The 16,650-nt window shown below is 62.2% G+C and carries 15 protein-coding genes; 6 read left to right on the top strand and 9 right to left on the bottom strand.

The window, feature by feature from the left end; all coding sequences use genetic code 11:
- Positions 1-3: 3 nt before the first annotated feature.
- The 4 genes from ACI512_RS23765 to ACI512_RS23750 are packed head-to-tail and all read left to right on the top strand — an operon-like array spanning position 4 to position 4,672.
- Complete coding sequence (locus tag ACI512_RS23765) at positions 4-477, top strand: MarR family winged helix-turn-helix transcriptional regulator (RefSeq protein WP_231809521.1); 474 nt, start codon at positions 4-6, stop codon at positions 475-477.
- On the top strand, positions 474-1,925 hold the full coding sequence (locus ACI512_RS23760) for an efflux transporter outer membrane subunit (protein WP_236383902.1): 1,452 nt from the start codon (positions 474-476) through the stop codon (positions 1,923-1,925). The genes ACI512_RS23765 and ACI512_RS23760 overlap by 4 nt, the downstream gene beginning before the upstream one ends.
- A gap of 15 nt (positions 1,926-1,940) precedes the next feature.
- Positions 1,941-3,143: an efflux RND transporter periplasmic adaptor subunit gene (locus ACI512_RS23755; protein ID WP_405121381.1), complete on the top strand. Its 1,203-nt coding sequence runs from the start codon at positions 1,941-1,943 to the stop codon at positions 3,141-3,143.
- Positions 3,143-4,672: a DHA2 family efflux MFS transporter permease subunit gene (locus tag ACI512_RS23750; RefSeq protein ID WP_064055353.1), complete on the top strand. Its 1,530-nt coding sequence runs from the start codon at positions 3,143-3,145 to the stop codon at positions 4,670-4,672. Before ACI512_RS23755 ends, ACI512_RS23750 begins: the two co-directional genes overlap by 1 nt.
- 92 nt (positions 4,673-4,764) lie before the next feature.
- Here the strand turns inward: ACI512_RS23750 and lpxH are convergent, their stop codons facing one another.
- A complete protein-coding gene (gene lpxH, locus ACI512_RS23745; RefSeq protein ID WP_236381858.1) occupies positions 4,765-5,514 on the bottom strand; it encodes a UDP-2,3-diacylglucosamine diphosphatase in 750 nt (249 codons plus the stop codon).
- Entirely contained in the window at positions 5,511-6,014 is a 504-nt protein-coding gene (locus ACI512_RS23740; protein WP_043205556.1) for a peptidylprolyl isomerase, read from the bottom strand. The genes lpxH and ACI512_RS23740 overlap by 4 nt, the downstream gene beginning before the upstream one ends.
- 249 nt (positions 6,015-6,263) lie before the next feature.
- Here ACI512_RS23740 and ACI512_RS23735 point away from each other — a divergent pair, with 249 nt between their 5' ends.
- Together ACI512_RS23735 and cysS are read left to right on the top strand one after the other, a co-directional pair.
- Positions 6,264-7,964, top strand: a complete 1,701-nt coding sequence (locus ACI512_RS23735; protein ID WP_405121380.1) for a glutamine--tRNA ligase/YqeY domain fusion protein — start codon at positions 6,264-6,266, stop codon at positions 7,962-7,964.
- Positions 7,965-7,979: 15 nt separating this feature from the next.
- The gene (gene cysS, locus ACI512_RS23730) at positions 7,980-9,368 is read left to right on the top strand and encodes a cysteine--tRNA ligase (RefSeq protein ID WP_012724992.1); all 1,389 of its coding nucleotides are present in this window, start codon (positions 7,980-7,982) and stop codon (positions 9,366-9,368) included.
- Positions 9,369-9,898: 530 nt separating this feature from the next.
- Here cysS and ACI512_RS23725 read toward each other — a convergent pair.
- Genes ACI512_RS23725 through ACI512_RS23695 form a run of 7 tightly spaced genes read right to left on the bottom strand, consistent with a single transcriptional unit; the run spans position 9,899 to position 16,529 of the window.
- A complete protein-coding gene (locus tag ACI512_RS23725; protein ID WP_052308679.1) occupies positions 9,899-10,465 on the bottom strand; it encodes a dihydrofolate reductase in 567 nt (188 codons plus the stop codon).
- A gap of 24 nt (positions 10,466-10,489) precedes the next feature.
- Positions 10,490-10,828: a Na+/H+ antiporter subunit G gene (locus ACI512_RS23720; RefSeq protein WP_236381857.1), complete on the bottom strand. Its 339-nt coding sequence runs from the start codon at positions 10,826-10,828 to the stop codon at positions 10,490-10,492.
- The gene (locus ACI512_RS23715; RefSeq protein WP_064055355.1) at positions 10,825-11,103 is read right to left on the bottom strand and encodes a K+/H+ antiporter subunit F; all 279 of its coding nucleotides are present in this window, start codon (positions 11,101-11,103) and stop codon (positions 10,825-10,827) included. Before ACI512_RS23715 ends, ACI512_RS23720 begins: the two co-directional genes overlap by 4 nt.
- Positions 11,100-11,588 carry a Na+/H+ antiporter subunit E gene (locus tag ACI512_RS23710; protein WP_236381855.1) on the bottom strand — a complete coding sequence of 163 codons (489 nt, stop codon included), beginning with the start codon at positions 11,586-11,588 and terminating at the stop codon, positions 11,100-11,102. The genes ACI512_RS23715 and ACI512_RS23710 overlap by 4 nt, the downstream gene beginning before the upstream one ends.
- Positions 11,585-13,267 carry a monovalent cation/H+ antiporter subunit D gene (locus tag ACI512_RS23705; protein ID WP_405121379.1) on the bottom strand — a complete coding sequence of 561 codons (1,683 nt, stop codon included), beginning with the start codon at positions 13,265-13,267 and terminating at the stop codon, positions 11,585-11,587. Before ACI512_RS23705 ends, ACI512_RS23710 begins: the two co-directional genes overlap by 4 nt.
- On the bottom strand, positions 13,264-13,608 hold the full coding sequence (locus ACI512_RS23700; protein ID WP_007986256.1) for a Na+/H+ antiporter subunit C: 345 nt from the start codon (positions 13,606-13,608) through the stop codon (positions 13,264-13,266). The genes ACI512_RS23705 and ACI512_RS23700 overlap by 4 nt, the downstream gene beginning before the upstream one ends.
- Positions 13,608-16,529 carry a monovalent cation/H+ antiporter subunit A gene (locus tag ACI512_RS23695; protein ID WP_405121378.1) on the bottom strand — a complete coding sequence of 974 codons (2,922 nt, stop codon included), beginning with the start codon at positions 16,527-16,529 and terminating at the stop codon, positions 13,608-13,610. The genes ACI512_RS23700 and ACI512_RS23695 overlap by 1 nt, the downstream gene beginning before the upstream one ends.
- Between the last annotated feature and the right edge of the window lie 121 nt (positions 16,530-16,650).

Here is a 16,650-nt window from a genome sequence, read left to right as displayed (position 1 = left end):
CCGATGCCCCACTTCACCCCTGACAGCTTTCGCAACTGCCACCTCGGCCTGCTTCTGGGCCGGGCTGCGCTGCTCAAGGACCGCATCATCGACACCCATATGGAGCCGCACGGCGTGACCGCTGCGCAGTTCAAGGTGTTGATCATCATTGCCCAATTCGACGTTGATACCCCGGCGGAGCTGTGCCGCAACCTGTCCCTGGACAGCGGTTCCATGACCCGCATGCTCGACCGCCTGGAGCAAAAAGGCCTGCTGGCGCGTCAGCGTTCCGAACAGGATCGGCGCCAGGTGCGGCTGGTGCTCACGGCAGACGGCCAGCGCCTGGCCGACATGCTGCCGCACATCGGCGCCCAGTCGATGAACGAATTGGCCGGCGCCCTGGAGCCCGGCGAGTTGGAAACCCTGGAACGAATCCTCAAGAAAATCCTGGTAGCTGCGGGTGACGCCATTGTCATCCAGCGGGTAGGTGACCAATGAACACACGCGTACTCAGCCTGGTGCTGGTGGCCATGAGCATGGCCGGTTGCGCCAACTACAGCGGCCTCGACACCCAAGGCAAACGCCTCGATGCGAGCACCCTGCAAAGCGGAAAAACCCTAAGCGGTGCGACCTTGTCGAGCGCCGCCTGGCCCAGCGCCGACTGGTGGAAAAGCCTCGGCGACCCACAACTCGACGGCCTGATCCAGGAAGCCCTGCAAAACAGCCCCGACATGCAAGTGGCCAGCGCCCGTGCCCACCAGGCCGAAGCCGCCGCCTACGCCGCCAACGCCAAGCGCATGCCGACCCTGGATGCCAGCGCCGGCGTGAGCCGTTCGCGCCTGGCCAAAGACCAGGACCCACGCGGCGAAGGCGATGCCTATTCGACCGTGCGCAACATCGGCGCCAGCTTCAATTACAACTTCGACCTCTGGGGCGGCCAGCGCGCTGCCTGGGAAGCCGCGTTGGGCGAGGCGCGTGCCGCCCAAGTCGACCAGCAGGCGGCGCGCCTGACGCTGGCCGCCAATGTGGCCAAGGCCTACAGCGACTTGGGCCAGGCCCATATCGTGCGGGACCTGGCCAATGACGACCTCAAGCGCACCCGGCAGATGCTCGACCTGGGCAAGCGCCGCCTGAACTCGGGCATCGACAGCCAGTACCAGTACCAACAGACCGAAAGCCTCGAAGCCAGCGCCCAGTCGCAGCTGATCGACGCGGAAAAACAACTGCAGAGCGCCAAGATTGCGTTGGCGGTGTTGCTCGGCAAAGGCCCGGACCGTGGCAGTGAACTGGCCCGGCCCACCGTGCTGAAACCCAGCGCCGTTGCCGTGCCATCGGTGCTGCCGGCCGAGCTGTTGGGCCGTCGCCCGGACCTGATCGCCGCGCGCTGGCGCGTCGAGGCGGCGGGCAAGAACATCGATGCGAGCAAGACCCGCTTCTACCCCAACCTCAACCTGAGCGCGAGCGCCGGGGCCGAGTCGTTGCTGGGCGATGCGATGTTCGGTTCGGCCAGCCGCTTCTTCAATATTGCGCCGACGGTCTCGCTGCCGATCTTCGACGGCGGCCGCCTGCGCGCCGACCTCGATGCCCGCGACGCCGACTACGACTTGGCGGTGGCGCAGTACAACAAGACCCTGGTGCAAGCCCTGGGCGATATCGGTAACACCCTTTCGCAACTGCGCGACACCGGCCGGCAGATCCAGGCCCAGCGACACGCCGCGGACATTGCCCAGCAGTCCTACGACACCGGCGTGCAGCGCTACAGCTCCGGGATCGGTAACTACCTGGATGTACTCAGCATCGAACAGCAATTGCTGCAGGCCCAGCGCCAGTTGGCAACGCTGAATGCCGCGCAGATCGATCTGTCGATTCAATTGATGCAGGCCCTGGGCGGCGGCTACAGCGCCGACAACGTGGCTGCGACCACCCCAGCCACCCGCACGGAATAATTTGAGGTATTTGTCATGGCCACTGCCGAAAACACCCCTGCAAGCGAACAACCCAAGCAAGACAACAACCCCCGCAAACGCAAAGTGATGCTGATCGGCCTGACGCTGATCGTCATCCTCGCCGTGGTCGGCGTGTGGGGCTGGTATGAGCTCTACGGCCGCTTCAGCGAAAGCACCGACGACGCCTACGTGAACGGCAACGTGGTGGAAATCACCCCGCTGGTCACCGGCACCGTGGTCAGCATCGGCGCCGACGACGGCGACCTGGTCCACGAAGGCCAGGTGCTGATCAACTTCGACCCGAACGACGCCGCCGTCGGCCTGCAAAGTGCCCAGGCCAACCTGGCCCGTACCGTGCGCCAGGTGCGCGGCTTGTACAGCAACGTCGACGGCATGAAGGCCCAGGTGAATGCGCAGAAAGCCGATGTGCAAACGGCCCAGGACAACTTCAACCGCCGTAAAACCCTGGCTCAGGGCGGGGCGATTTCCCAGGAAGAGCTGTCCCACGCCCGTGACAGCCTGACCGCCGCCAAGAACGCGTTGACCAACCTTGAACAGCAACTGAAAACCAGCAACGCGTTGGTGGACGACACGGTGATCAGCTCCCATCCGGATGTGCAGGCCGCCGCCGCGCAATTGCGCCAGGCCTACCTGGCCAATGCGCGCAGCACCCTGATCGCACCGGTCACCGGCTACGTCGCCAAGCGCACCGTGCAACTGGGCCAGCGCGTTCAGCCCGGCACAGCGTTGATGGCGGTGATCCCGCTGAACCAGCTGTGGATCGACGCCAACTTCAAGGAAACCCAACTGCGCGATATGCGCATTGGCCAGGCGGTGGACATTGAGTCGGACATCTACGGCAGCGACGTGAAGTACAGCGGCACCGTGGACAGCTTGGGCGCCGGTACCGGCAGCGCATTTGCCCTGTTGCCGGCGCAGAACGCCACCGGTAACTGGATCAAGATCGTGCAACGGGTGCCGGTGCGCATCCATATCAACGCCGAGGAGCTGGCCAAGCACCCACTGCGCGTGGGCTTGAGCACCGTGGTCAATGTGGACCTGCACGACCAAAGCGGCCCGGTGCTGGCGCAACAGGCGCCGCAAAAGGCCTCGTTCACCACCAACGTGTATGACCGCCAATTGGCCGAAGCTGACGCCATGATCACCCAGTTGATCCATGACAACAGCCTCGCCGCTCCCAAGGCTGCGCAACGCTGATGAGCAATAACGCCTCCTTCACGCCACCCAGCCTGTTGATGGCCACTATTGGCCTGTCGCTGGCGACCTTTATGCAGGTGCTCGACACCACCATCGCCAACGTGGCGTTGCCGACCATTTCCGGCAACCTCGGCGTGAGTTCGGAGCAGGGCACCTGGGTGATCACCTCGTTTGCGGTGAGCAACGCCATCGCGTTGCCACTCACCGGTTGGCTGAGCCGCCGGTTTGGCGAGGTGAAGCTGTTTTTGTGGGCGACGATGCTGTTTGTGCTGGCGTCGTTCCTCTGTGGTATTTCCACGTCGATGCCTGAACTGATCGCCTTTCGGGTTGTGCAAGGCCTGGTGGCCGGGCCGCTGTACCCGATGACGCAGACGCTGCTGATCGCGGTCTACCCGCCGGCGAAGCGGGGCATGGCCCTGGCGCTGCTGGCGATGGTCACGGTGGTGGCGCCGATTGCGGGGCCGATCCTCGGCGGTTGGATCACCGACAGCTACAGCTGGCCGTGGATCTTCTTCATCAACGTGCCCATCGGCATCTTTGCGGTGATGGTGGTGCGTTCGCAACTGAAGAAACGCCCGGTGGAGACCAGCTACCAACCTATGGACTACGTGGGGCTGCTGAGCTTGATCGTGGGGGTTGGCGCCTTGCAGATCATCCTCGACAAGGGCAATGACCTGGATTGGTTTGAGTCCAACTTCATCATCATCGGCGCCGCGATTTCGGTGATTGCCCTGGCGGTGTTCATCATCTGGGAGATGACCGACAAGCACCCGGTGGTGAATCTGCGGCTGTTCGCCTACCGCAACTTCCGCATCGGCACCATCGTGTTGATCCTGGGTTACGCAGGCTTCTTCGGCATCAACCTGATCCTGCCGCAATGGTTGCAGACCCAGATGGGCTACACGGCCACGTGGGCGGGCCTGGCGGTGGCGCCGATCGGCATCCTGCCGGTGCTGATGTCGCCGTTCGTGGGCAAGTACGCGCACAAGTTCGACCTGCGCCTGTTGGCAGGCCTGGCGTTCCTGGCGATTGGCTTGAGCTGCTTTATGCGCGCGGGCTTCACCAATGAGGTGGACTTCACGCACATCGCGATGGTGCAGCTGTTCATGGGGATCGGCGTGGCGCTGTTCTTTATGCCGACCTTGAGCATCTTGATGTCCGACCTGCCGCCGCACCAGATTGCCGACGGCGCAGGTCTGGCGACGTTCCTGCGGACCTTGGGCGGTAGCTTTGCCGCTTCGCTGACCACCTGGATCTGGATCCGCCGCGCGGACCAGCACCATGCGTACATGAGCGAGAACATGACCACCTACGACTCCGCGACCCGCGATGCCTTGCAGGCGCTCGGCGGGGCAGGGCAGAAGGCCTACACGCAGCTGGACCAGATCCTCACCAGCCAGGCGTACATGATGTCCACCGTGGATTACTTCACGTTGCTGGGGTGGATGTTCATGGCGTTGATGTTGCTGGTGTGGTTGGCCAAGCCGCCGTTTGGCGCCAAGGCCGGGCCGGAAGCCTCAGGCCACTGATTCCAAAAACGTACAGCATCCAAATGTGGGAGGGGGCTTGCCCCCTCCCACATTTGGATCTTTGTTCACATTGGATTTGTGGTGTCTGAGGTTCAGGCGCCGGGCAACGCCAATTGCGGGTTCACAAAATCAAACGCCGCCAATTGGAACCCTTGCTCATCCACCTGCAATGCCCAGCCTTGCTTATCCCAATCCCCCAGCACAATGCGCTTGGCCGCCTGGTCGCCAATCTGCAGCTTATGGATGGCCGGCCGGTGCGTGTGGCCGTGGACCAGGGTGCGCACGCCAAAGTGCTGCATCACCCGTGGGACTTCCTCGGGGGTCACATCGACAATGTCGTTGGCCTTCATGCGCGTCTGCGCACGGCTTTCGCTGCGCAGCTTGCGCGCCAGCGTGTGCCGCGTGCGCAGCGGCAGATGCCGCAGGATAAACAGCACAATCGGGTTGCGCAGGATGCGCCGCAGCTTCATATAGCCGACGTCGCGGGTGCAGAGGCTGTCGCCGTGCATCAACAGCACGGGCTCGCCATGGAGCTGCACGACACTCGGGTCCTTGAGCAAGGTGGCACCTGCGGCTTTGCAGAACGCCTTGCCGATGAGGAAGTCGCGGTTGCCGTGCATGATGAAAATCGGGGTGCCGCTGTCGCTCAGCTCGCGCAGGGCTGCGCAAATCGAACGCTGGAAGGGGGTCATCCCATCGTCGCCAATCCAGGCTTCAAAGAAGTCCCCCAGAATGTACAACGCCTGGGCGCCACGGGCGCGGTGGTGGAGCAGATCCAGAAACGCCCGGGTAATGTCCGGGCGCTCCTCTTCCAGATGCAAATCTGAAATCAGCAATATCACCCAACGATCTCGGCTTTCTCGACGATAACGTCTTCTACCGGAACGTCCTGGTGGCCGGCTTTACCGGTGGTTTGCACGCCTTTGATCTTGTCGACGACGTCCTGGCCTTCGGTCACTTTACCGAATACCGCGTAGCCCCAGCCCTGCACATTCTTGCCGCTGTGGTTGAGGAAGGCGTTGTCGGCGACGTTGATGAAGAACTGCGCGGAGGCCGAATGTGGCTCCATGGTACGGGCCATTGCAACGGTGTACTTGTCGTTGGAAAGGCCGTTGTCTGCTTCGTTCTGGATGCTTGGACGCTTGTCTTTCTTTTCTTTCATGCCAGGCTCGAAACCGCCGCCCTGGACCATGAAGTTGCCGATGACACGGTGGAAAACGGTGTTTTCGTAGTGGCCGGCTTTAACGTACTCGATGAAGTTGGCGACGGTGATCGGCGCTTTCTCGGCGTTCAGCTCGATGACGATGTCACCGTGGTTGGTGGTCAGTTTGACTTGAGTCATGTTCACTACTCTTTTCAGGGAATTCGTGGGTTTGGACGCCTGCGCGCCTCGACCGGTCTGGCTAAACAGAGGCCAAGGGGCGCAGTTTAGCGTGACCTGCAGGAATTTCGAGGTGGTTTTTTACCGCCTATGCAATAAATGCTGCAGTTTTCGGTGCTGGCCTGTCAGGTGCTTGACAGCATCGGCTATGATATCGCCTTTGTTTTATCTGGCCTCACCCGGCCACGAACCTGTCTGTTCAAGGATCCTATGAGCAAGCCCACTGTCGACCCTACCTCGAATGCCAAGGCCGGACCTGCCGTCCCGGTCAATTTCCTGAGCCCGATCATCCAGGCGGACCTGGATTCGGGCAAGCACACGCAGATCGTCACCCGCTTCCCGCCAGAGCCCAACGGCTACCTGCACATCGGTCACGCCAAGTCGATCTGTGTGAACTTCGGCCTGGCCCAGGAGTTCGGTGGCGTCACGCACCTGCGTTTCGACGACACCAACCCGGCCAAGGAAGACCAGGAATACATCGACGCCATCGAAAGCGACATCAAGTGGCTGGGCTTCGAATGGTCCGGTGAAGTGCGCTATGCCTCGAAGTATTTCGACCAATTGTTCGACTGGGCCGTCGAGCTGATCAAGGCCGGCAAGGCCTACGTCGACGACCTGACGCCTGAGCAAGCCAAGGAATACCGTGGCACCCTGACCGAGCCGGGTAAGAACAGCCCCTTCCGCGACCGTTCGGTAGAAGAGAACCTGGACCTGTTCAACCGCATGCGCGACGGTGAGTTCCCGGACGGCGCCCGCGTGCTGCGCGCCAAGATCGACATGGCCTCGCCGAACATGAACCTGCGCGACCCGATCATGTACCGCATCCGTCATGCCCATCACCACCAGACCGGTGACAAGTGGTGCATCTACCCCAACTACGACTTCACCCACGGTCAGTCGGACGCCATCGAAGGCATCACCCACTCCATCTGCACCCTGGAGTTCGAAAGCCATCGCCCGCTGTACGAATGGTTCCTCGACAGCCTGCCGGTACCGGCGCACCCGCGTCAGTACGAATTCAGCCGCCTGAACCTGAACTACACCATCACCAGCAAGCGCAAGCTCAAGCAACTGGTGGATGAAAAGCACGTGCACGGCTGGGACGACCCACGCATGTCGACGCTGTCGGGCTTCCGCCGTCGCGGCTACACCCCGGCATCGATCCGCAACTTCTGCGACATGGTCGGCACCAACCGTTCCGACGGCGTGGTCGACTTCGGCATGCTCGAATTCAGCATCCGCCAGGACCTCGACGCCAACGCGCCGCGTGCCATGTGCGTGCTGCGTCCGTTGAAAGTAGTGATCACCAACTACCCGGAAGACAAGGTCGACCACCTTGAGCTGCCGCGTCACCCGCAGAACGAAGCGCTCGGCGTGCGCAAGCTGCCGTTCGCGCGTGAAATCTACATCGACCGCGATGACTACATGGAAGAACCGCCGAAGGGCTACAAGCGCCTGGAGCCGAACGGCGAAGTGCGCCTGCGTGGCAGCTACGTGATCCGTGCCGACGAAGCGATCAAGGACGCCGATGGCAACATCGTCGAACTGCGTTGCTCCTACGACCCGGAAACCCTGGGCAAGAACCCTGAAGGCCGCAAGGTCAAAGGCGTGATCCACTGGGTGCCGGCCGCTGCCAGCGTCGAGTGCGAAGTGCGCCTGTACGATCGCCTGTTCCGCTCGCCGAACCCTGAGAAGGCTGAAGACAGCGCCAGTTTCCTCGACAACATCAACCCTGACTCCCTGCAAGTGCTCACCGGTTGTCGTGCCGAGCCATCGCTTGGCGACGCACAGCCGGAAGACCGTTTCCAGTTCGAGCGCGAAGGTTACTTCTGCGCGGATATCAAGGACTCGAAACCCGGTCATCCGGTATTCAACCGTACCGTGACCTTGCGTGATTCGTGGGGCCAGTGATTTAAGGGAAATGTCGTGTTAACGATCTACAACACACTCAGCAAGACCAAAGAAGTCTTCAAGCCGCTGGATGGCAACAAGGTGCGCATGTACGTGTGCGGCATGACCGTGTACGACTACTGCCACATCGGCCACGGCCGCAGCATGGTTGCCTTCGACCTGGTGACCCGCTGGTTGCGTTTCAGCGGCTATGACTTGACCTATGTGCGCAACATCACCGACATCGACGACAAGATCATCAACCGCGCCAATGAAAACGGCGAGTCGTTCGACGCGCTGACCGAACGCATGATTGCCGCGATGCACGAGGACGAGGCGCGCCTCAACATCCTCAAGCCGGACATGGAGCCACGTGCCACGGACCACATCCCTGGCATGCACGCGATGATCCAGACCCTGATCGACAAGGGTTACGCCTACGCCCCAGGCAATGGCGACGTGTACTACCGCGTCGCCAAGTTCATGGGCTACGGCAAGCTGTCGCGCAAGAAAATCGAAGACCTGCGCATCGGCGCACGGATCGAAGTCGACGAAGCCAAGCAAGACCCGCTCGACTTCGTGCTGTGGAAAGGCACCAAGCCTGGCGAGCCGAGCTGGGAGTCGCCGTGGGGCGCCGGGCGTCCGGGCTGGCACATCGAATGCTCGGTGATGTCCACCTGCTGCCTGGGCGATACCTTCGACATTCATGGCGGCGGCAGCGACCTTGAGTTCCCGCACCACGAAAACGAAATCGCCCAGAGCGAAGCCGCCACCGGCAAGACCTACGCCAACGCCTGGATGCACTGCGGCATGATCCGCATCAATGGCGAGAAGATGTCCAAGTCCTTGAACAACTTCTTCACCATTCGCGACGTGCTGGAAAAGTACCACCCGGAAGTCGTGCGTTACCTGCTGGTGTCGAGCCACTACCGCAGCGCCATCAACTACTCGGAAGACAACCTCAAGGACGCCAAGGGCGCCCTGGAACGTTTCTACCACGCGTTGAAAGGCCTGCCATCCGTGGCGCCTGCCGGCGGCGAAGCGTTCGTGGCACGCTTCACCGAAGTCATGAACGACGACTTCGGCACCCCGGAAGCCTGTGCCGTACTGTTCGAGATGGTGCGTGAGATCAACCGCTTGCGCGAGAGCGATCTCGACGCGGCGGCCGGCCTGGCGGCACGCTTGAAAGAGCTGGCCAGCGTGCTGGGGGTTCTGCAAATGAAGCCTGAGGATTTCCTGCAAGCCGGCGCGGAAGGGCGTGTGGATGCGGCTGAAGTGGATGCGCTGATCCAGGCGCGTTTGGCTGCGCGGGCCAATAAGGACTGGGCGGAATCCGACCGTATCCGTGACCAACTGACCGCGATGGGTGTGGTGTTGGAAGACGGGAAGGGTGGGACGACGTGGCGGTTGGCTGATCAGGCTTGATCGGTAAACGCTGAATGAAAAACGCCCCGACTGGTTCGGGGCGTTTTTTTGCACACCGTTTTAGTGAGCGGCTCACCTGATCCAGTGTGGGAGGGGGCTTGCCCCCGATGACGGTGGTTCAGTCAACATATCTGCCAACAATGCCGCCGTCTTCGAAGCCTCGCTGAAGCTCGACATCTCCCACAGGGGATTAGCGATATCCATGAAATTTACAGCCGGGCTGTTTTCTCCCTGCCAACAGCGATCCAGTGTGGGAGGGGGCTTGCCCGCGATGACGGTGGTTCAGTCAACATATCTGCCAACAATGCCGCCGTCTTCGAAGCCTCGCTGAAGCTCGACATCTCCCACAGGGGATTAGCGATATCCATGAAATTTACAGCCGGGCTGTTTTCTTCCTGCCAACAGCGATCCAGTGTGGGAGGGGGCTTGCCCCCGATGACGGTGGTTCAGTCAACATATCTGCCAACAGTGCCGCCGCCTTCGAAGCCTCGCTAAAGCTCGACATCTCCCACATTTGGATCGTGCCTGCTTCATTCCCTCACTGCGCCGCGCCGAACGTAATCGACCCATTCATACGCTAGGCCCTCATGCTCCCTGACACCATGATGGCAGACCTCGATGAATTCATCCTCGAAGCTGGGAAACCGGGCTTCCCCTTCGTGATCGTCGTTGAACAGGGTAAGGTAAAGCCTGTCCACCCGATCTATCACCTGGTCATATAGCTCCGGGCCGCCACCGATATGAATTTCCTCGGGATGGTAGGACGCCGCGCATTCCAGCGCTGATGCCAGCGAGCGGCAGACCACAGCCTGCTCGTGTTCAAAGGCCGGGTTGCGCGACAGCACGATATTGGGACGATCCGCCAGTGGTCGTCCACTGAGTGCGATCACCGATTCAAAGGTCTTGCGGCCCATGATCACGGGCTTTCCGATGGTTTTGGCGGCGAAGCGGCGCATGTCGTCCGGGACCATCCGTAAGAGCCCGCCCGCTTTGCCGATAGAGCGGTTACGGCGGCCCATTCCTGCCACGACTGCGATGGGTATAGCCATGATCTGTTCCTTCAGCGAAATGGCGGTGGCGGAGATGCCCTCCCACATTTTTGACCGTGCTCATTCAAGTAATCAGCGTCTGCTGCTGACCTCGACCGGCACATCATCACCCGCCATGCGCTTGCGGAACAATGCAGTACGCGCAAGCAACAAGGTGGTCACCGGCACCGTGATCGACAACAAAATCGGAATCAACCACCCGTGCAACACCGGCCCGGACTTGAGCACCGAAAAATAAATAATCGACGCCAACGCCACACACCACGCCCCCAATGTCGACGCCAGTGCCGGCGGGTGCATGCGCTGGAAGAAGTCTTTCATGCGCAGCAAGCCAATCGCGCCAATCAACGCAAACACACTGCTCAGCACCAGCAGCACCGCCACGACGATTTCCACCCATAACGGCATCATTCAATCACCTCCCCACGCAGCAGGAATTTCGCCAGGGCAAACGAGCCGACGAAGCCAAACAGCGCAATCAGCAGCGCCGCTTCAAAGTAGGTGTCACTGGCATACCGAATGCCCAGCACCAGCATCATCAGCATCGCCAGGATGTACAGGTAGTCCAGCGCCAGTACGCGGTCTTGTGCCGACGGGCCTTTGAACAGGCGGATCAGGGTCAGCACCATGGCCAGCGAGAACAGGAACAGGCTGAACAGGATCGCATTGGAGAGCAGGGTGCTCATTCGAAGATCTCCATCAGGGGCCGCTCGTAGGTGGTCTTGAAGTGCTCGATAAACGGCGCTTCATCTTCCAAGTCGAACACGTGCAAGAGCAGGATGCTGCGGTCCAGTGCCAGTTCCGACCAGATGGTGCCGGGCACCACGGTGGTGATCATCGACAGCGCGGCCAGGCCGTTGGCGTCGCGCAGGTCCAGGGGGATCTTGACGAAGCGCGAGCGCGGCGGGCGCGAGCCGCATCTCAGCACGCCCCAGGCCACTTGCAGGTTGGAGACGATTACATCGCGTCCCACCAGGAAAAACAGGCGGATGATCACGCCGGGGCGGCGGATGCGGATCGGCAACGGGCGCAGCGGTGCCATCAGCAGCGGCGCAAGAAAGCCCAGAAGGGCGCCCAGCAGCAGGTTGCCGGGGCTGACCGACAGGTTCAGCACCAGCCACAGCACCCACAACGCCAGCGACAGCCACGGGGCAGGGAACAGGCGCTTCATGGTTGCACCTCCAGCGCGGCGGTCTTGGCTTCAGGGCTGGGTACGGGACGCGTTGCCATCACCGCCATCACGTAGTTTTCCGGGTTGTTCAGGCTCTGGGCGGTGCCCAGGGTGTAGCGCATCAGCGGCTCTGCCTTGAAGGTCAGCAGAATGCTCAGGCCCAGCAGGAAGAAGATCGGCATGCACTCATAGCGGCGCAGCAACGGCGACGGGCGCTCTTCCGGGGTCCAGAAGCGCTGGATGCCCAAGCGCGCAAAGGCGATCAACGAGGCCAGGCCGGAGAGGATCAGCAGTGCGACCAGGCCCCAGGCAGCCGGGCGGATCGGCTCCTCGACACTGACCCCCAGGCCCAGCGGGTTGACCAGCGCGCTCAACAGGCTGAGCTTGCCGATAAACCCGGACAACGGCGGCATGCCGATAATCAGCAGGGCGCAGGCGACAAAACTCAAGCCCAGGAAGGCCATGGTCCAGGGAATCACCTGGCCGACCACGGCTTTCTGTTCGTCATCGAGGTTGACGCCAGGGCGCGGATGCAGGGACTCCATGGCCTTGGGCAGTGCATCGATCTCTTCATCCAGCGGCAGGTCGTTGGCCGAGCGCGAGCGCTCGATCAATTCGGCCAGCAGGAACAGCGCGCTCAAGGCCAAGGTGGAACTGACCAGATAGAACAGCGCGCCGGCGGTGAGGCTCGGCTGGGCGAAGCCCACCGACGACAGCAGGATCCCGGCCGAGACCAGGATGCTCAAGCTGGCCATGCGCTCCAGGCGCTGCGCCGCCACCATCGCCAGACCGGCGCAGACAATGGTGGCCATGCCGCCATACACCAGCCAATCGCCGCCAAACAGTGCCGACGCACCGGCCTGGCCGGAGAACAACAGGGTCCACAGGCGCAGCACGGTGTACACGCCGACCTTGGTCATGATCGCAAACATCGCCGCCACCGGCGCGCTGGCCGAGGAGTAGGCGGGGGCCAGCCAGAAGTTCAGCGGCCACATGCCGGCTTTCGCCAGGAACGCCGTCGCAAGGATCGCCGCACCCGCGTGCAGCAGGCCGCGATCGGCTTCCGGCACCAGCGGGATCTTCAGCGCCAGGTCGGCAAAGTTCAGCGTGCCGGTGACGCCATAGATCATCGCCGCACCAATCAGGAACAGTGACGAGGCCAGCAGGTTGATCGCGATGTAATGCAGCCCCGATGACACCCGCGCACGGCCGGAACCGTGCAGCATCAAGCCATAGGACGCCGCCAGCAGCACCTCGAAGAACACAAACAGGTTAAACAGGTCGGCCGTGAGGAAGGCGCCGTAGAGGCCCATCATCTGGATCTGGAACAGCGCATGGAAGCTGGTGCCGGCACGGTCCCAGCGAGCCATGGCGAACAGCAGCGCGCTCACGCCGATGATCCCGGTGAGCACCAGCATCAAGGCTGATAGTTGGTCCACCACCAGTACAATGCCGAACGGCACCTGCCAGTTGCCCGGCAGGTACACGCCGATCGAGCCGGGGCCGCCTTTTTGCGTCCAGTACAGCAGCAGAATGGCGATGCCCAGGCCGATCATGCTCGAGAACAGGTTGATACGCGCTTTCAGCGGCCGATGCTTCTCGCCGAGCATCAGCATCAAGGCGGCGGTGAGCAACGGCAGCAGGATCGGCGCGACGATCAGTTGATTCATCCACGTCATTCCTTGGGCTCCCGGCCGTCCACATGGTCAGTGCCGGTCAGGCCCCGTGAGGCCAGCAACACCACCAGGAACAAGGCGGTCATGGCGAAGCTGATCACGATGGCCGTGAGCACCAGCGCCTGGGGCAGCGGGTCGGTGTAGTGGAGCAGGTCTTGCGGCACACCGTCCTTGATGATCGGCTCCTTGCCGATAAACAGGCTGCCCATGCTGAAAATGAACAGGTTGACCCCGTACGACAGCAGGCACAGGCCCATCACCACCTGGAACGTCCGTGGCCGCAGGATCAGCCAGACCCCGGAGGCGGCCAGGACGCCAATGGCAATTGCAATGACTTCTTCCATCAGGCGGCTCCTTCCGTAGCGGCAACCACTTTGGCCTGGTTGCTCGGTTTATGGGCCCGCACGGACTGGTGACCGAGGGCGGTGAGCATCAGCAGCGTCGAGCCGACGACCATGGCGTACACGCCGACGTCGAAGAACAGCGCGCTGGCGACATGAATGTCGCCGAGCACCGGCAGGCTGAAATGCCAGGTGTGGGTGGTGAGGAACGGGTAGCCGGCAAACAAGGCGCCAAGCCCGGTCAGGGTCGCGGAGAACAGCCCGAAGCCCATCCAGCGCATCGGCCGCAGGCTCATCTGTGCCTCGACCCATTGGGTGCCGGCGACCATGTATTGCAGGATAAACGCGACCGACATCACCAGCCCGGCGACAAACCCGCCGCCCGGTTGGTTGTGGCCGCGCATGAACAGGTAGAACGACACCACCAGCGCAATCGGCAGCAGCAGGCGCACCAGCACCGCCGGCACCATCATGAAGCCCAGCGCGGTATCGCTGGCCTGGCGTGGGTTGACCAGGTCGGTGGCCACGTCCGGCGCCAACTGGCGCTGTTGCGCGGGCAGTTGCATGCTTTCCTTGGAAGGGCGGAAGCGGCGCAGCAGGGCGTACACCGTCAGCGCCACGGCGCCGAGCACGGTGATTTCGCCGAGGGTATCAAAGCCCCGGAAGTCGACGAGCATCACGTTCACCACATTGCTGCCGCCGCCTTCGGGCAGGGCACGGCTGAGGTAGAACGAAGAGATATCGTTGGGGGTCTGGCGCGTCAACATCGCGTAGGACAAGAGCGCCATGCCGCCGCCCACTACGGTGGACAGCAGGAAGTCGCGCACCCGGCGAATTCGCGCCTTGCGCAAGGTGTTCGGCAGCGGCGAGACCTCTTCGATCCGTCGCGGCAGCCAGCGCAGGCCCAGCAGGATCAGCACGGTGGTCACCACTTCGACCACCAACTGCGTCAACGCCAGGTCCGGCGCCGAGAACCACACAAAGGTGATGCAGGTCATCAGGCCGCACACGCTGACCATGGTCAGGGCCGCCAGCCGGTGGTACTTGGCTTGCCAGGCGGCGCCAAGGGCGCAGGCGATCGCCAGCACCCACAGGGTGACGAACACGATGGACCCCGGGATTTTCGGGCGGTCGCCCCAGCTCAAGCCACTGTTGAGCATCGGGATCATGCCGCCGATCACCGCCACCAGCACCAGCAGGAATAACTGAGTCTGCAGGCGCTTGGTACTGATGCGTTTCTCGATCCTGCGCACGCCGCGCATCATCACCACCAGGCTGCGCTCGAAACCACGCTTGCCGTTGAAATAGCTGATGATCGGCGGGTACTTGAAGCGCCCCAGCTTGAGTTGCTTGCGCAGCAGCAGGTACAGCACCACGCCGCCGGACATGGCCACCAGGCTCATGATCATCGGCGCGTTCCAGCCGTGCCAGATCGCCAGGCTGTACTCCGGCAGTACGCCGCCCACCACCGGCAGCGCAGCGGCGGCAAGGATCGAGCCGACCACCTGGGCCGGGAAAATCCCTACCAGCAGGCACGTGAACACCAGCAACTCAACCGGTGCGCGCATCCAGCGCGGTGGTTCGTGGGGCGTGTGCGGCAGGTTGGTCGCCGGCGGGCCGAAGAACACGTCCACGGTGAAACGTAGCGCATAGGCCACGCTGAATGTCCCGGCAATGGTCGCGATCAACGGCAGGGCGAACTCCACCCAGGCCGTCGAGGTGATGAACACGGTCTCGGCAAAGAACATCTCTTTGGACAGGAAGCCGTTGAGCAACGGCACGCCCGCCATGGACGCACTGGCCACCATCGCCAGGGTCGCGGTAAACGGGATCAGCTTGACCAGCCCGCTGAGCTTGCGGATGTCCCGCGTGCCGCTTTCGTGGTCGATGATGCCTGCGGCCATGAACAGCGAGGCTTTGAAGGTGGCGTGGTTGAGGATATGGAACACCGCCGCGACGGCGGCCAGCGGGCTGTTGAGGCCCAGCAGCAAGGTGATCAGCCCGAGGTGGCTGATGGTGGAATAGGCCAGCAGGCCCTTCAGATCATTTTGGAACATGGCGCAGTACGCGCCGAGGAGGAGGGTGAGGGCGCCGGCGCCGCCGACGATCCAGAACCATTCTTCGCTGCCCGACAGCGACGGCCACAGGCGGGCCAGCAGGAACACGCCGGCCTTCACCATCGTTGCCGAATGCAGGTACGCCGACACCGGCGTGGGGGCCGCCATCGCATGGGGCAGCCAGAAGTGGAAGGGGAATTGCGCGCTTTTGCTCAAGGCGCCTATCAGCACCAGGGCCAGCATGACCGGGTACAGCGAGTGCGCGCGAATGTGATCGCCCGCCGCCAGCACCTGGTCGAGGTCATAGCTGCCGACGATATGCCCCAGCAGCATCACGCCCGCCAGCAGGCACAAGCCGCCGGCGCCGGTGACCATCAACGCCATGTACGCACCGCGGCGCGCGTCGGCGCGGTGGTGCCAATAGCCGATCAGCAGGAACGAGAACAGGCTGGTCAGTTCCCAGAAGAACACGATCTGGATGAGGTTGCCGGAGATCACCAGGCCGAGCATGGCGCCCATAAAGGCCAGGAAAAACGCGAAGAATCGTGGCACCGGATCATCCGGCGACATGTAGTAACGCGCATACAACGCCACCAGCGAACCGATGCCGAGCACCAGCATCGAGAACAGCCAGGCAAACCCGTCCATGCGCAACACGAAGTTCAGCCCGAGGCTGGGCAACCACATGAATTCTTCGCGGATCACGCCACCGTGGGCGATCTGGGGGTAGAGCAGGGCGACTTGAATAGTGCCGACCAGGGCCACAAGGCCGGCCAGCAGGGATTCGGTGTTACGTGCATTGTGCGGCAGCAAGGCCGCCAGACAGCTGCCAATGAAAGGCAGAAGCAGTAGAACTATCAGGGACATAGGCTTCTAATCTGCGGGAGTTTGGGATGCATCATACGTGCCGCTTTCACGATCACCAAACGGCAAGATGTGGCAGGATCCTACAAGATAGGTCGAATAATCCCATTTGGCAGTGTTTAGG

Origin of the sequence: Pseudomonas petroselini (assembly GCF_045037875.1) — a bacterium.
GTDB lineage: Bacteria > Pseudomonadota > Gammaproteobacteria > Pseudomonadales > Pseudomonadaceae > Aquipseudomonas > Aquipseudomonas petroselini.
The sequence above is the reverse complement of the archived record's forward strand: the minus strand, read 5'-3'. Positions and strand labels throughout refer to the sequence as shown.

Excerpts from the sequence above, each read along its gene's own strand:
- ACI512_RS23765 (WP_231809521.1), top strand. The coding sequence starts at position 4 with ATGCCCCACTTCACCCCTGACAGCTTTCGCAACTGCCACCTCGGCCTG.
- ACI512_RS23760 (WP_236383902.1), top strand. The coding sequence starts at position 474 with ATGAACACACGCGTACTCAGCCTGGTGCTGGTGGCCATGAGCATGGCC.
- ACI512_RS23755 (WP_405121381.1), top strand. The coding sequence starts at position 1,941 with ATGGCCACTGCCGAAAACACCCCTGCAAGCGAACAACCCAAGCAAGAC.
- ACI512_RS23750 (WP_064055353.1), top strand. The coding sequence starts at position 3,143 with ATGAGCAATAACGCCTCCTTCACGCCACCCAGCCTGTTGATGGCCACT.
- ACI512_RS23740 (WP_043205556.1), bottom strand. The coding sequence starts at position 6,014 with ATGACTCAAGTCAAACTGACCACCAACCACGGTGACATCGTCATCGAG.
- ACI512_RS23735 (WP_405121380.1), top strand. The coding sequence starts at position 6,264 with ATGAGCAAGCCCACTGTCGACCCTACCTCGAATGCCAAGGCCGGACCT.
- ACI512_RS23725 (WP_052308679.1), bottom strand. The coding sequence starts at position 10,465 with ATGTGGGAGGGCATCTCCGCCACCGCCATTTCGCTGAAGGAACAGATC.
- ACI512_RS23720 (WP_236381857.1), bottom strand. The coding sequence starts at position 10,828 with ATGATGCCGTTATGGGTGGAAATCGTCGTGGCGGTGCTGCTGGTGCTG.
- ACI512_RS23715 (WP_064055355.1), bottom strand. The coding sequence starts at position 11,103 with ATGAGCACCCTGCTCTCCAATGCGATCCTGTTCAGCCTGTTCCTGTTC.
- ACI512_RS23710 (WP_236381855.1), bottom strand. The coding sequence starts at position 11,588 with ATGAAGCGCCTGTTCCCTGCCCCGTGGCTGTCGCTGGCGTTGTGGGTG.
- ACI512_RS23705 (WP_405121379.1), bottom strand. The coding sequence starts at position 13,267 with ATGACGTGGATGAATCAACTGATCGTCGCGCCGATCCTGCTGCCGTTG.
- ACI512_RS23700 (WP_007986256.1), bottom strand. The coding sequence starts at position 13,608 with ATGGAAGAAGTCATTGCAATTGCCATTGGCGTCCTGGCCGCCTCCGGG.
- ACI512_RS23695 (WP_405121378.1), bottom strand. The coding sequence starts at position 16,529 with ATGTCCCTGATAGTTCTACTGCTTCTGCCTTTCATTGGCAGCTGTCTG.